We start from the raw sequence: 13709 nt of genomic DNA, 5'->3' as shown, positions 1-13709 counted from the left end.
GTGAAGTCAGCGCGGTACCGATCTGTTCACCCATAAGGGCTAATTGTGGTGAAGGCTTCCAGGGGGTAAGCGGCATGCCGCCTACGGTCGCCAGGTGAACAGCAGCAACCAATCGCACCCCGCATCGCGCACCGGCGCACACCGGGCGCACGGGCGCACGCGCCGCGAGGGGCACTCGACGGAGCAGCCGCCCCCCTTCCGGCACGAGCCCTACCTCGACGGCCTGTTCACGTACTGCCTCTCGGTCCTCTGCGACCACGACACCGCCACCGACGTGCTCGGCGACGTGCTGGCCGTGGCCGAGCGGCACCCGGGGCGGTGTCCCGACGAGGGGGACCGGCGCGCCTGGCTGTACGCGCTGGCGCGCTGGGCCTGCCTGCGCCGGCTCGCCGAGCAGCGGCGCGCCAGGCAGGGGGCGCATTCCGCCCGGCGTGCGCCGGAGCGCACGGACCCGGGGTGTGCGCCGGAGGCGCCGAGCGCCCACCGGCTCCTTGACGTCAGCGCCTACCGCCGTACCGAGCTCGCCCGCCTCGCCTGGCCCGAGGCCGCCGGGACCACGCCCGGGCAGCGCGAGGCCCTCGAACTCGCCGTCCGCCACCGCCTCGGGGTGTCCGAACTCGCCGCCGTCCTCGGTACGGCCCAGCCCGCCGCCCGCGAGCTGCTGACCGGAGCCGCCTGCGAGGTGGAGCGCACCCGCGCCGCCCTCGCCGTCGTGGAGACGGGCAACTGCCCGACCGTGTCCCGGCTCACCGGCGACGGCGGCGACGGCGCGGTCCTGCTGTCCACCAGCCTGCGCGCCGAGCTGGTCCGGCACGTCGACGACTGCCCGCGCTGCCGACGCGTCGCCGAGCGGGTCGGGGCCGGCGGGCCCTGGCCGGGCTCCGGCGGGGTCGACACCGCCGCGCTGCCGCTGGTCCCGGCACCCCGTACGGCCGTGCACGCCGCGATGCTCCGCTCCGGTCGGCGCCGCGGAGCCGGCCCGCGCTTCGACCGGACCGGCTTCCCGATGGACCCCAAGGACCGCGCGGCCCGCCGCGACCGGATGCGCACCCGGGCCGTGACCACCACGGTGGTCGCCACCGTCGTCGCGGCCCCCGTGCTCGCGCTCTGGGCCGCCTACCGCGGGGCCCCCAGCACCGGGGAGCCCGTCGGCGGCGGCTCCGCCCGGATCTCCGCGAGCGAGTCGGAGATGCCGCTGCCGCGCACCGACGGCCGCCCGCTGGCGGCGTACGAGAACGCGGGCAACGCCGCCGTCACCACCGGCGGCCCCGGCTTCGCCGCGGGCAGCGCCGCGCCCGACGTGTCCGTCGAGGTGATCAGCACCGGGCCGCCCGCCACCCCCGACCGCTCCGGCCCGGGCGCCCCCGGCCGGCTCGCCGTGGCCGCTTCCTCCCACGGCGCGACCACCCTGCTCACCCTCAGCGCCTCGGGCGACGCGCCGGTGGACTGGCGGCTGTGGTCCGACGCGCCGTGGCTCCGGGCGAGCCGGACCTCGGGCACGCTGGTCCCCGGAGAATCGGCCACCCTACGGATCGACGTGGACCCCGAGGCCCAGCCCGTCGGGGAGTGGACGGCCCACGTAGGCATCGAGCCCGGCGGCGCCGTCGTCTCCATCCGCGGCCGCGGCCGCCCGGCACCGACGCCCACGCCGACCGCGCCGGCGTCCCCGACGCCGACCCCCACGCCGACCCCGACTCCCACCTCGACGCCGCCGCAGTCGCCCACGCCGACCCCGACGGCGACGCCCACCCCGACGGGGTCAGAAGGAACGGTTTCCCCGAGCCCGGACACCTCCGCCTCGGGGTAGCCCCGTAGCCCGGTACCCGTCAGGCGGGCAGGACCGGGTCCGCCGGGTGGGGGGCCATCGGCAGCAGCGAGGACAGCCGCGCCTCGCACAGCTCCACCAGCGCCTCGTACCCCTCCTTGCCCATCAGCTCGGTCAGCTCGGCGCGGTAGGACACGTACACCGGCTTCCCGGCGCCGTGCGCGGACGTGGCCGAGGTGCACCACCAGTGCAGGTCGTGGCCGCCGGGGCCCCAGCCGCGCCGGTCGTACTCGCCGATCGACACCTGCAGCACGCGGGTGTCGTCCGGCCGGTCGATCCAGTCGTAGGTCCGCCGGATCGGCAGCTGCCAGCACACGTCCGGCTTGGTCTCCAGCGGCTCCTTGCCCTCGCGCACCGCCAGGATGTGCAGCGAGCAGCCGGCCCCGGCCGCGAACCCGGGCCGGTTCAGGAAGATGCAGGCGCCGTCCCAGCGCCGGGTCTGCTTCTCCCCGTCGTCGTCGTGCTGCGTCCAGCCGGTCTCGCTGCCGACGTCGTGGAACTGCCACAGCTCCGGCGTCAGCCGGGCCACGTGCTCCGCCACGCGCTTCTCGTCGTCCTCGTCGGAGAAGTGCGCGCCGAGCGTGCAGCAGCCGTCGTCGGCGCGCCCGGCCTGGATGCCCTGGCAGCCGCTGCCGAAGATGCACGTCCAGCGGGAGGTCAGCCAGGTCAGGTCGCAGCGGAAGACCTGCTCGTCGTCGGCGGGGTCGGGGAACTCCACCCACGCCCGGGGGAAGTCGAGGCCCTTCTCGTCACCGGCGACCGGGGCCTGGGCGGCGGCGCCCGCCTTCGTCTTGCTCTTGCTCTTGGACTTGGCCTTCTTCGTATTTGGCACAAACCCAAGCCTAAGGGCCCCTTACTCCACCCCTACGCGATCCGCGCAGTAGCGTTTCCCCCTATGAGACTCGGTGTCCTTGATGTGGGTTCGAACACGATCCATCTGCTGGTGGTGGACGCGCACCCCGGTGCGCGCCCGCAGCCGGCGCACTCGCACAAGGTGGAACTGCGGCTGGCGGAGCTCCTCGACGAGCACGGCGCGGTCACGCCCGAGGGCGTCGAGCGGCTCGTCTCGGTGATCGGCGGCGCGGTGCAGGCGGCCGAGGACAAGGGGTGCGAGGACGTACTCCCCTTCGCGACGAGCGCGGTGCGCGAGGCGACCAACGCCGACGAGGTGCTGGCCCGGGTCAAGGCCGAGACGGGCATCGACCTGCCGGTGCTCAGCGGCGGCGACGAGGCACGGCTGACGTTCCTGGCCGCCCGGCGGTGGTTCGGCTGGTCCGCGGGGAAGCTGCTGGTCCTGGACATCGGCGGCGGCTCGCTGGAGATCGCCTTCGGCATCGACGAGGAACCGGACGCGGCCGTCTCCCTCCCGCTCGGCGCGGGCCGCCTGACGGCGGGCTGGCTCCCGGGCGACCCGCCGGACCCCGCCGACGTACGGGCGCTGCGCCGCCATGCGCGGGCCCAGATCGCGCGGACGGTCGGCGAGTTCAGCCGCTTCGGGACGCCGGACCGGGTCGTGGCGACGTCCAAGACGTTCAAGCAGCTGGCCCGGATCGCGGGCGCGGCACGTTCGGCGGACGGCCTGTACGTCCAGCGGGACCTGACGCGCAAGGCCCTGGAGGAGTGGGTCCCCCGGCTGGCGGCGATGACGACCTCCCAGCGGTCCGCGCTCCCCGGCGTGTCGGAGGGCCGCTCCTCGCAGCTCCTGGCCGGGGCGCTGGTCGCGGAAGGCGCGATGGACCTCTTCGGCGTCGACGAACTGGAGATCTGCCCCTGGGCCCTGCGCGAGGGCGTCATCCTGCGCCGCCTGGACCACCTCCCGGTCCCCCCGCCGTCCTGACGCGCGGCGACGGCGGGGCCGGGCACCGGAGGGATCCCGCCCCCGGTGGGGCGGGGCATCGGTACCCTGTCCCCGTGGCAAACCCAGTCCGGATCCCGAACGCGAAAGTCGCCCTCTCCACCGCCTCCGTGTACCCGGAGTCGACGGCGACCGCCTTCGAGATCGCCGCGCGCCTCGGCTACGACGGCGTCGAGGTCATGGTCTGGACGGACCCGGTCAGCCAGGACGTCGACGCCCTGCGGCGGCTCTCGGACCACCACCAGGTGCCGATCCTGGCCGTGCACGCGCCCTGCCTCCTGATCACCCAGCGCGTCTGGTCCACCGACCCCTGGACCAAGCTCCAGCGCGCCCAGGCCGCGGCCGAGCGCCTCGGCGCGTCCACCGTCGTCGTGCACCCGCCCTTCCGCTGGCAGCGGCAGTACTCCCGCGACTTCGTCAGCGGCATCTGGCGCATGGCCGACGAGACCGACGTCCGCTTCGCCGTCGAGAACATGTACCCGTGGCGCTACCGCGACCGCGAGATGCTCGCGTACGCGCCCGAGTGGGACGTGACGAAGGACGACTACCGGCACTTCACCGTCGACCTCTCGCACACCGCGACCGCCCGTACGGACGCCACCGCGATGATCGACCGGATGGGCGACCGGCTCGCCCACGTCCACCTCGCCGACGGGAACGGCTCCGCGAAGGACGAGCACCTCGTACCCGGCCGCGGTACACAGCCCTGCGCCGAGCTGCTGGAGCGCCTCGCCCGCACTTCCTTCGACGGGCACGTCGTGATCGAGGTCAACACCCGCCGCGCGATGTCCTCCGCCGAGCGCGAGGCCGACCTCGCCGAGGCGCTGGCCTTCACCCGCCTCCACCTCGCCGCGAACACCACCCCGGCGCCCCGCCCGTGACCGCCCCCGCGCAGCGCCCCCGCCGGGGACCCGGCCGGCCCCGGCAGGACGAGGCCGACGACGGTCCCGGCACGCAGGAGCGCATCCGCCTCGCCGCCCGCTCCGAGTTCGCCGAGCGCGGCTACGACAAGACCTCCGTACGCGGGATCGCCAAGGCGGCGGGCGTGGACCCCGCCCTGGTGCACCACTACTTCGGCAGCAAGGACGAGCTCTTCGCCGCCGCCATCGAGCTGAGCATCGAGCCGGCGCTCGTGGTCCCGGCGATCGTCGGCGAGGGACCCGAGGGGATCGGGGAGCGCCTCGCCCGCTACTTCCTGGGGATCTGGGAGAACCCGGTCAGCCGGGCCCCGCTGCTCGCCGTGATCCGGTCCGCGCTGACGCACGAGGCCGCCGCGAAGGTGCTGCGCGGCCTGATCCTGCGCCGGGTCCTGGAGCGCGTCGCCGCCGACCTCAACGTCCCCGACCCCACCTTCCGGGCCGAACTGGCCGCCTCGCACATGATCGGCATCGCCCTGCTGCGCTACGTCGTCCAGGTCGAGCCCCTCGCGTCCGCCGACCCGGAGGACATCGTCGCCCTGGTGGCACCGACCCTCCAGCGCTACCTGACCGAAGAGTGACCGAGGACCGAGCCCCCCGTCCCGGCATCCGGACCGCGTGTCCGGATCCCGGGCGGTGGGCGTAGCCTCGTAACCGAGCCATATCCGCAGTCGCGGCAGGCGTCAGACGCCGCCGCACACATGGGGAGTGAACCCGATGCCTGAGCTGAGGTCCCGCACCGTCACCCACGGCCGCAACATGGCGGGCGCACGTGCCCTTATGCGTGCGTCGGGCGTAGCGAGCGCGGACATCGGGAAGCCGATCATCGCGGTCGCCAACTCCTTCACCGAGTTCGTCCCGGGCCACACCCACCTGGCCCCGGTCGGCCGGATCGTCTCCGACGCCATCCGTGCGGCGGGCGCGATCCCGCGCGAGTTCAACACGATCGCGGTCGACGACGGCATCGCGATGGGCCACGGCGGCATGCTCTACTCGCTGCCCTCGCGCGACCTGATCGCCGACTCGGTGGAGTACATGGTCGAGGCGCACTGCGCCGACGCCCTGATCTGCATCTCCAACTGCGACAAGATCACCCCCGGCATGCTGATGGCCGCCCTGCGCCTGAACATTCCGGTCGTCTTCGTGTCCGGCGGTCCGATGGAGGCCGGGCAGGCCATCCTCGTCGACGGCACCGTCCGCAAGCTCGACCTGATCGACGCCATGGTCGACGCCTCCAACGAGAACGTCTCGGACGAGGACGTCCTGCGCATCGAGGAGAACGCCTGTCCGACCTGCGGGTCGTGTTCGGGCATGTTCACCGCCAACTCCATGAACTGCCTCGCCGAGGCCATCGGCCTCGCCCTCCCCGGCAACGGCTCGGTCCTCGCCACGCACACCGCCCGCCGCGCCCTGTACGAGGACGCCGGCCGGACCGTCGTGGAGATCACCAAGCGGTACTACGAGGACGGCGACGAGTCCGTCCTGCCGCGCAACATCGCCTCCCGCGAGGCCTTCGAGAACGCCATGGCGCTCGACATCGCCATGGGCGGCTCGACGAACACGATCCTGCACCTGCTGGCCGCGGCGCAGGAAGCGGGCCTGGACTACGACCTCAAGGACATCGACGCCGTCTCGCGCCGCGTCCCGTGCCTGTCCAAGGTCGCGCCGAACGTCGCGCCCGGCGGTACGTACTACATGGAGGACATCCACCGCGCCGGCGGCATCCCCGCGATCCTCGGCGAGCTGCACCGCGGCGGCCTCCTGAACAAGGACGTCACCTCCGTCCACTCGGACGGCCTGGAGGACTGGCTCGCGAAGTGGGACGCCCGCTCCGGCACGGCCAGCGACACCGCCATGGAGCTGTGGCACGCGGCCCCCGGCTGCGTGCGCTCCGCCACCGCCTTCTCCCAGTCCGAGCGCTGGGACACCCTCGACCTCGACGCCGAGGGCGGCTGCATCCGCTCCGTCCAGCACGCGTACTCCAAGGACGGCGGCCTCGCCGTGCTGCGCGGCAACATCGCCGTCGACGGGTGCGTCGTGAAGACGGCCGGCGTCGACGAGTCGATCTGGACCTTCGAGGGCCCGGCCGTCGTCTCCGAGTCGCAGGACGAGGCCGTCGAGAAGATCCTCCGCAAGGAGATCAAGGCGGGCGACGTGGTCGTCATCCGCTACGAGGGCCCGCGCGGCGGCCCCGGCATGCAGGAGATGCTCTACCCGACGTCCTTCCTCAAGGGCCGCGGCCTCGGCAAGGTCTGCGCGCTGGTGACGGACGGCCGCTTCTCCGGCGGCACCTCCGGCCTCTCCATCGGCCACGCCTCCCCGGAGGCGGCGGCGGGCGGCACGATCGCCCTGGTCGAGGACGGCGACCGGATCCGGATCGACATCCCGAACCGCTCCATCGAGCTGCTGGTCGACGAGGAGACCCTGGCGGCCCGCCGCGAGGCCCTCGGCGGCGTCTACGCGCCGAAGAACCGCGAGCGCAAGGTCTCGGCCGCGCTGCGCGCGTACGCGGCGATGGCCACCAGCGCCGACAAGGGCGCGGTCCGCGACGTGACCCGCCTGGGCTGACCCTTTCCGGGACCGTACGAACAAAGAACCCCGCCGGGATATCACCCCCGGCGGGGTTCTTCCGTACTACCAGGCGGGCGGGGTTGGTGGCGGGTACGGCGAAGAGGGTGCCGTCGGGGGCCGAGGTGAAGACTCGGCCGCGCCCCTCTCGACGCGTCCCTCGCACTGCTGCGCAGGCTTCGGGTCGCTGCGCCGGACTCCGTCCGTCGGCGGGTCGGGCGGCGCTACCCCCCGCCGTTCACCAGGCGGCGGGGTTGGTGGCGGGGACCGCGAACAGGGAGCCGTCGGGGGCCGAGGTGAAGACTCGGCCTTCGGCGGCGACGGGGGCGGGGAGGGTTGCCGCGAAGGTGCCGCCGCTTCCGCCCGCCATCCGGGGCTTCGTCTGGCCGGCCAGCCGGCCCACGGCCGCGTCGATGGCCAGCAGGCGGCCGTCCGCGGCCGCCAGGTAGACGCGCCCGTCGGCGAACACCGGCCGCGAGGCCACCGCCACGCCGGTCTCCAGCCGCCACTCCTCCTTTGCCGGGCCCACCGCCGCCAGCGCGCCCGTGGTCCCGAACACGTACGTCACCCCGTCCGGGCCCACCGTCGCCTCGGCCTCGAACAGCGGAGCCGACAGCCGTACCCGCTCCGCCGGGTGCGTCCCCGCCAGATCCACCCGTACGACCGCGCCGCTGCGCGCGTCCCCGTCCCGGTCCAGCAGGAACACCGCGCCGCGCGCGACCCCCACCGGCCGCAGCCGGCCCGTCGGCCGGGTCTGCCAGCGCACCGTTCCGCTCGCCGGGTCCACCGCCGAGAGCTGCGTGGTCCGGCCGCCCGCGTCGGGGGTGGCGACGTACACCACCGCCGGCTCCGACGGCCCGGCCCACCACACCGAGCCGACCCCGCCGAGCTGCTTCGTCCAGCGCACCGCCCCGTTCGCCGCGTCCAGCGCGGTGACGCCCCCGTCCGCCCCCGCGACCAGCACCTGGCCCCCGGCCGGTACGACGTGCGCGCCCTGCGGCAGGCCGCGGTGCCAGCGCTCCGCGCCCGTGGCCGGGTCCAGCGCTTGGAGCAGCCCGCTGCCCGGGGCCGCCGCGAGGACCAGCCCGCCCGCGTGCAGGGGAGTGCCGTCGGCCGCCGGGCGCGAGGCCGTTGCGGCGGCCCGTACGGACCACAGCACCGAGCCGTCCGCCGGGTCGAGCCGGGCCGCGGCCAGCCCCGGCCCGGCGCAGTACAGCGCCGCGGCCTCCCAGGAGCAGGCGGCGTTCCGCTCGCCCAGCGGTACCGCCCACGGGGCGAACGGCTTCGGCTTCGGCCCGGGCGCTTCCGGCGCGGTGCGCGGCCGCGAAGGTTCGTCCCCCGGCCCGGACCACAGGTACCCGCCGACCGCTCCGGCCGCGAGCAGCACCCCGAGGCCCGCCGCCAGGGCAGCCCGGGTCCGCCGCGACCGCGACCGCCCGGCGGCGGAGGGTTCCGCCGCGCCCCGGTCCCGCAGGTGCGTGGCCTCGTCGCCGGAGCCGCCCGGCCCGCCCCGCCCGCCCCGGCCGGCTCCGGCGAGCGGCCGCCTCGGCCGGGGGATGAAGGCCTGGGTGTCCTCGCCCGTCGGGTACGCGAGCGCCCGCATCTCCCCGATGAGCTCGTCGGCGGTGGGCCGCTCCGCCGGGTCCTTCGCAAGGCAGCGGGCGACGAGCGGCGCGAGCTTCGGCGGCAGTCCCGTCAGGTCGGGCTCGCCGTGCACCACCTGGTACGCCACGAGGTAGTGGCTGTCGGAGTCGAAGGGCCCCTGCCCGGTCGCCGCGTGCACCAGCACCGCGCCGAGGGCGAACACGTCGGCGGCGGTGCCGACCTCCCGGGGCCGCTGGAACTGCTCCGGCGCCATGAACGGCGGGGTCCCGATCAGCTTCCCGGTCTCGGTGCGCAGATCGCTGTCGGTCGGCCGCGAGATGCCGAAGTCGATGACCCGCACCCCGTCCGGTGCCATCAGTACGTTGCTGGGCTTCAGGTCCCGGTGCACCACGCCCGCCCGGTGGATGTCCCGCAGGGCCTCCGCCAGCCCGGCGGCGAGCCGGGCCAGCTCGGCGGGGTCGAGCACGCGCTCCCGTACGCGCTCGGCGAGGGTCGGGGCGTCGATGAACAGCGTGGCCATCCACGGCCGCTCGGCGTCCGGGTCCGCGTCCACGACGGGCGCGGTGAACGCCCCGCTCACCCGCCGGGCGGCGGTGACCTCCTGCCGGAAGCGGGCCCGGAACTCCGGATCGACCGCGTGCTCGGGGTGCACGATCTTGACGGCGAGTTTCAGCCCCGAACCGGAGGTGGCCAGGTGGACGACGCCCATGCCGCCGGAGCCGAGCACGGACTCAAGCCGGTACTGACCGGCGTATTCCGGAAATCCCACGTAGTCCGCGCGCAGCGAATGCACCGCTCACCACCCCCGCCGGAGCCTAGTCGATGGCCCGTAGGGATATCCAAGGTCCTGCTACCCTGCGCGAGTTGCGCAGAGTGACACCCAAGGGGGGAATTTCCACATGTCGCTTGAGAACGATTCAAGCCAAGTACAGAGCCTTGCCGAGACCTCCGGATTCCCGCGGTATCCGGTCGCGCCCGGCTACCGCCTGAACGTCCGCAGCGGTCCGGGGACCAACTACTCCGTCGTCGACGTGCTGCCGCTCGGCGCGACCGTCGGCATCCGCTGCCAGTGCTCCGGCACGACCGTCTCGGGCCCGTACGGCACCACCGACATCTGGGACTGCATCGGCAACGGCCAGTTCGTCTCCGACGCGTACGTGAAGACCGGCAGTGACGGCTACGTCGCCACCCGCTGCGCCTGACGTTCGGCCCTGACCGGCCGGCCCCGGCGGGGGATAATCGCTGACGTGAGCGACGACCAGCGAGACCAGACCCCCGCCGAGCCGGCCCAGGCCCAGGGCCCGGCCCAGGCCGCGGCCCCCGCGGGCCCGGAGCCCGAGCCGATCCGGTTCTTCGGCACCACCTGGGTGAACCACGACGGGGGCTACGCCCTGCGGCGCGCGGCCGTCGCCGTCGGCGCGCTGACGACCGCCGTCGCCGCCGCGGTCCTGCTGCGCCTGTCCTACGAGGGCCTGGAGATCGGCAACGTCGGCCCCTTCCTCAGCATCTCCGTCGTCATCCTCTTCGCGATCGCCAGCTCCATCGCCTTCGCCAAGACCTGGGACTCCTTCAGCCGCCGCCACGCCCCGTCCTCCGACGAGGCCGCCCTCAAGGGCCTCAAGGCGATCGGCTTCATCGGCAGCCTCATCGCGTACTTCCTGCGCTGCCTGGTCGAGGCACCGGGCGAGAAGCTGCGCCGCGCCGAGTACGAGCGCGCCGTGGCCGAGTACGCCCGCCGCCGCAGCTCCCGTACGGGCAACCCGGCGGCCCGCCGCCCCAAGCGCAAGAAGTAGCGCGGGCGCGGAGCCGGGAGAAACCCAGGCGCACCCCTCCGGGCGATTGACGCCCCGGCACAGCCGGGAGCATTATTCATCACATGATGAATAACCGGTCCGAGCGCGAGCCGGGAGCCCAGGGCCCCGCCGTACGCGCCTTCGACCTCACCGTCCGCCGCGGCACCGGCCGCACCCCCCGCACCGTCATCGACGGCATCGGCTTCGACGTCCCCCGCGGCCGCATCACCGGCCTCCTCGGCCCCTCCGGCTGCGGGAAGTCCACCCTCATGCGCGCCATCGCCGGCACCCAGGCCCACGTCACGGGCACCCTCGACGTCCTCGGCCGCCCCGCCGGCCACCCCGAGCTCCGCCACCGCATCGGCTACGTCACCCAGGCGCCCTCCGTCTACGACGACCTCACCGTCCGGCAGAACCTCGACTACTTCGCCGCGATCCTCGACCCCGGCCGCGCCGCCGCGGAACGCCGCCACGCCACCGTCACCCGCGCCATCGCCGACGTCGACCTCGCGAGCCACGCCACCGCCCTCGCCGGCAACCTCTCCGGCGGGCAGCGCAGCCGCGTCTCCCTCGCGGTCGCCCTGCTCGGCACCCCCGAGCTCCTCGTCCTCGACGAACCCACCGTCGGCCTCGACCCCGTCCTGCGCCGCGACCTGTGGAACCTCTTCCACGACCTCGCCGCCACCCGCGGGGCCACGCTCCTCGTCTCCTCCCACGTCATGGACGAGGCCGAGCGCTGCCACGACCTGCTCCTCATGCGCGAGGGCCGGATCCTCGCCCAGGACACCCCCGAGGGCCTGCGCACCCGTACCGGCTGCGACACCGTCGAGGAGGGCTTCCTCCGCCTCGTCGACGAGGCCAACGCCGGCGCCGCCGCCCGCGGGGAGTCCCGTACGCCCCGTACGACTCAGGAGACCGAAGTCCGATGACCACAGCCCGCACCACCGCCACCGCGGCCCGCGTCCTGCGCCAGCTCCGGCACGACCCGCGCTCCATCGCGCTGATGCTGCTGGTCCCTGTACTGATGCTCGTCCTGCTGCGCTACGTCTTCGACGGCGACCCGCGCACCTTCAACAGCATCGGCGCCAGCCTCCTCGGCATCTTCCCGCTGATCACGATGTTCCTCATCACCTCCATCGCGACCCTGCGCGAACGCACCTCCGGCACCCTCGAACGCCTCCTCGCCATGCCGATGGGCAAGGGCGACCTCATCGCCGGATACGCGCTGGCCTTCGGCGCCATGGCCGTGGTCCAGTCCCTGCTCGCCACCGGCGTGGCCCTCTGGTTCCTCGGGCTCGACGTCGTCGGCTCGCCGTGGCTGCTGCTGCTCGTCGCGCTGCTCGACGCGCTCCTGGGGACGGCGCTCGGCCTGTTCGTCTCGGCCTTCGCGGCCTCCGAGTTCCAGGCCGTCCAGTTCATGCCGGCGGTGATCTTCCCCCAGCTCCTGCTCTGCGGGCTCTTCGCCCCGCGCGGCACCATGCAGCCGGTCCTCGAAGGGCTCTCCGACGTCCTGCCCATGTCCTACGCCGTCGACGGCATGACCCAGGTCCTCACCCACACCGACATGACCGCCGCCTTCATCCGCGACGTCGTCATCGTCGCCGGATGCGCCCTGCTCGTCCTGGCCCTCGGCGCGGCCACCCTGCGCCGCCGCACCCCCTGACCGCGCCCTGACCGCGCTGACCGCACTGCGGACACCCGCCCGCCGCCACCTGCGCGGGTGCAAGGATGAGGAGGTATCCGCAGTACGCGTGCAACACAGTTCGGCGAGGTGAATCGGGCATGACCCAGACAGTCGCAGTCCTCGGTACCGGCAAGATCGGCGAGGCCCTGCTCAGCGGGATGATCCGGGGCGGCTGGCCCGCATCGAAGCTCCTCGTCACCGCCCGCCGCCCGGAGCGCGCCGAGGAGCTGGTCTCCCGCTACGGCGTGCAGGCCGTCAGCAACGCCGAGGCCGCGAAGCGCGCCGACACCCTCATCCTCACCGTCAAGCCGCAGGACATGGGCAAGCTCCTGGAGGAGCTCGCCCCGCACGTCCCCGGCGACCGCCTGGTCATCAGCGGCGCCGCCGGCATCCCCACCTCGTTCTTCGAGGAGCGCCTCGCCCCCGGCACCCCGGTCGTGCGCGTCATGACGAACACCCCCGCCCTCGTGGACGAGGCCATGTCCGTCATCTCGGCCGGCAGCCACGCCACCGCCGCGCACCTGCGGCACACCGAGGAGATCTTCGGGGGCGTCGGCAAGACCCTGCGCGTCCCCGAGTCCCAGCAGGACGCGGCCACCGCGCTCTCCGGCTCCGGGCCCGCGTACTTCTACTTCCTCGTCGAGGCGATGACCGACGCCGGCATCCTCCTGGGCCTGCCCCGCGCCCAGGCCCACGACCTCATCGTCCAGGCCGCCATCGGCGCCGCCGTGATGCTCCGCGACAGCGGTGAGCACCCGGTGAAGCTCCGCGAGGCCGTGACCTCCCCGGCCGGTACGACGATCAACGCGATCGTCGAGCTGGAGAAGCACGGCGTCCGCGCGGCCCTGATCGCCGCCCTCGAAGCCGCCCGCGACCGCAGCCGCGAGCTCGCCTCCGGCAACAGCTGACACCACGACACCAGAGGTACGAGGGCCCCGCGCGAGCGGGGCCCTTCGTCGTACGGGTGACGCCCAGCCAAGGGTTGACACAGGCTTGCGGCATCCGTAAGGTTCTTCGAGTTGTCCGAAGTGAGCGCCGACCCCGGTCGGTCCCCGGACAGCCATCCCGCACTACACATTCGAACGAACGACGCACTTCGTCGTCCCGTTTTCATGCGTATTTGCGAATGAGGAATCCGCGTTCAAGGACGCGGCCGCCGATTAGGTTCGGGGGCAAGGAATCCGCTACTGTCTCACTCGCCGCAAGGGCCCAACAGCCCGAACGGCAAACCCCGTTGACTGGGGGTCGGGCCCGAAAGGATCTGATAGAGTCGAACTCGCCGGAAAGGGAAACGCGAAAGCGGAAACCTGGAAAGCGAAACCCGCTTCGACCGGGAATCGGACACGAAAGAGTCTGATAGAGTCGGAAACGAAGGAAGCGCCCGGAGGAAAGCCCGAGAGGGTGAGTACAAAGGAAGCGTCCGTTCCTTGAGAACTCAACAGCGTGCCAAAAATCAACGCCA

12 protein-coding genes are annotated in these 13709 nt (G+C 73.5%); 10 read left to right on the top strand and 2 right to left on the bottom strand.

What is annotated here, in order from left to right; all coding sequences use genetic code 11:
- Positions 1-94: 94 nt before the first annotated feature.
- The gene (locus ACZ7GJ_RS14045; protein WP_470751603.1) at positions 95-1807 is read left to right on the top strand and encodes a BACON domain-containing protein; all 1713 of its coding nucleotides are present in this window, start codon (positions 95-97) and stop codon (positions 1805-1807) included.
- A 19-nt stretch (positions 1808-1826) separates the two neighbouring features.
- Here ACZ7GJ_RS14045 and ACZ7GJ_RS14040 read toward each other — a convergent pair whose 3' ends face one another.
- A complete protein-coding gene (locus ACZ7GJ_RS14040; RefSeq protein WP_470751602.1) occupies positions 1827-2657 on the bottom strand; it encodes a DUF3109 family protein in 831 nt (276 codons plus the stop codon).
- Between the two features lie 63 nt (positions 2658-2720).
- Between ACZ7GJ_RS14040 and ACZ7GJ_RS14035 the strand changes: the two genes are divergently transcribed.
- The 4 genes from ACZ7GJ_RS14035 to ilvD all read left to right on the top strand — a co-directional run bounded on the left by ACZ7GJ_RS14035 (position 2721) and on the right by ilvD (position 7165).
- Positions 2721-3662: a Ppx/GppA family phosphatase gene (locus tag ACZ7GJ_RS14035; RefSeq protein WP_470751600.1), complete on the top strand. Its 942-nt coding sequence runs from the start codon at positions 2721-2723 to the stop codon at positions 3660-3662.
- A 74-nt stretch (positions 3663-3736) separates the two neighbouring features.
- Positions 3737-4561, top strand: coding sequence for a sugar phosphate isomerase/epimerase family protein (locus tag ACZ7GJ_RS14030; RefSeq protein ID WP_470751599.1), 825 nt, complete (start codon positions 3737-3739; stop codon positions 4559-4561).
- Positions 4558-5178, top strand: a complete 621-nt coding sequence (locus tag ACZ7GJ_RS14025; protein WP_470751598.1) for a TetR/AcrR family transcriptional regulator — start codon at positions 4558-4560, stop codon at positions 5176-5178. The genes ACZ7GJ_RS14030 and ACZ7GJ_RS14025 overlap by 4 nt, the downstream gene beginning before the upstream one ends.
- A 136-nt stretch (positions 5179-5314) precedes the next feature.
- Positions 5315-7165 carry a dihydroxy-acid dehydratase gene (gene ilvD / locus ACZ7GJ_RS14020; RefSeq protein ID WP_470751597.1) on the top strand — a complete coding sequence of 617 codons (1851 nt, stop codon included), beginning with the start codon at positions 5315-5317 and terminating at the stop codon, positions 7163-7165.
- Positions 7166-7403: 238 nt separating this feature from the next.
- Here ilvD and ACZ7GJ_RS14015 read toward each other — a convergent pair whose 3' ends face one another.
- A complete protein-coding gene (locus ACZ7GJ_RS14015) occupies positions 7404-9563 on the bottom strand; it encodes a serine/threonine-protein kinase (protein ID WP_470751596.1) in 2160 nt (719 codons plus the stop codon).
- A 106-nt stretch (positions 9564-9669) separates the two neighbouring features.
- Between ACZ7GJ_RS14015 and ACZ7GJ_RS14010 the strand changes: the two genes are divergently transcribed.
- From ACZ7GJ_RS14010 to proC, 5 genes are all read left to right on the top strand, one after another.
- Complete coding sequence (locus tag ACZ7GJ_RS14010; protein WP_470751595.1) at positions 9670-9972, top strand: peptidase; 303 nt, start codon at positions 9670-9672, stop codon at positions 9970-9972.
- Positions 9973-10017: 45 nt separating this feature from the next.
- On the top strand, positions 10018-10563 hold the full coding sequence (locus ACZ7GJ_RS14005) for a hypothetical protein (protein WP_470751594.1): 546 nt from the start codon (positions 10018-10020) through the stop codon (positions 10561-10563).
- A gap of 83 nt (positions 10564-10646) precedes the next feature.
- Entirely contained in the window at positions 10647-11492 is an 846-nt protein-coding gene (locus tag ACZ7GJ_RS14000) for an ABC transporter ATP-binding protein (RefSeq protein WP_470751593.1), read from the top strand.
- Entirely contained in the window at positions 11489-12226 is a 738-nt protein-coding gene (locus ACZ7GJ_RS13995) for an ABC transporter permease (protein ID WP_365923919.1), read from the top strand. Before ACZ7GJ_RS14000 ends, ACZ7GJ_RS13995 begins: the two co-directional genes overlap by 4 nt.
- 119 nt (positions 12227-12345) lie before the next feature.
- A complete protein-coding gene (gene proC, locus ACZ7GJ_RS13990; RefSeq protein ID WP_470751591.1) occupies positions 12346-13155 on the top strand; it encodes a pyrroline-5-carboxylate reductase in 810 nt (269 codons plus the stop codon).
- Positions 13156-13709 lie beyond the last annotated feature (554 nt).

Source organism: Streptomyces sp. NPDC037242 (assembly GCF_055604165.1).
The sequence above is the reverse complement of the archived record's forward strand: the minus strand, read 5'-3'. Positions and strand labels throughout refer to the sequence as shown.

Coding starts and splice junctions, on each gene's coding strand:
- ACZ7GJ_RS14035 (WP_470751600.1), top strand. CDS start 2,721: ATGAGACTCGGTGTCCTTGATGTGGGTTCGAACACGATCCATCTGCTG.
- ilvD (WP_470751597.1), top strand. CDS start 5,315: ATGCCTGAGCTGAGGTCCCGCACCGTCACCCACGGCCGCAACATGGCG.
- ACZ7GJ_RS14010 (WP_470751595.1), top strand. CDS start 9,670: ATGTCGCTTGAGAACGATTCAAGCCAAGTACAGAGCCTTGCCGAGACC.
- ACZ7GJ_RS14000 (WP_470751593.1), top strand. CDS start 10,647: ATGATGAATAACCGGTCCGAGCGCGAGCCGGGAGCCCAGGGCCCCGCC.
- ACZ7GJ_RS13995 (WP_365923919.1), top strand. CDS start 11,489: ATGACCACAGCCCGCACCACCGCCACCGCGGCCCGCGTCCTGCGCCAG.
- proC (WP_470751591.1), top strand. CDS start 12,346: ATGACCCAGACAGTCGCAGTCCTCGGTACCGGCAAGATCGGCGAGGCC.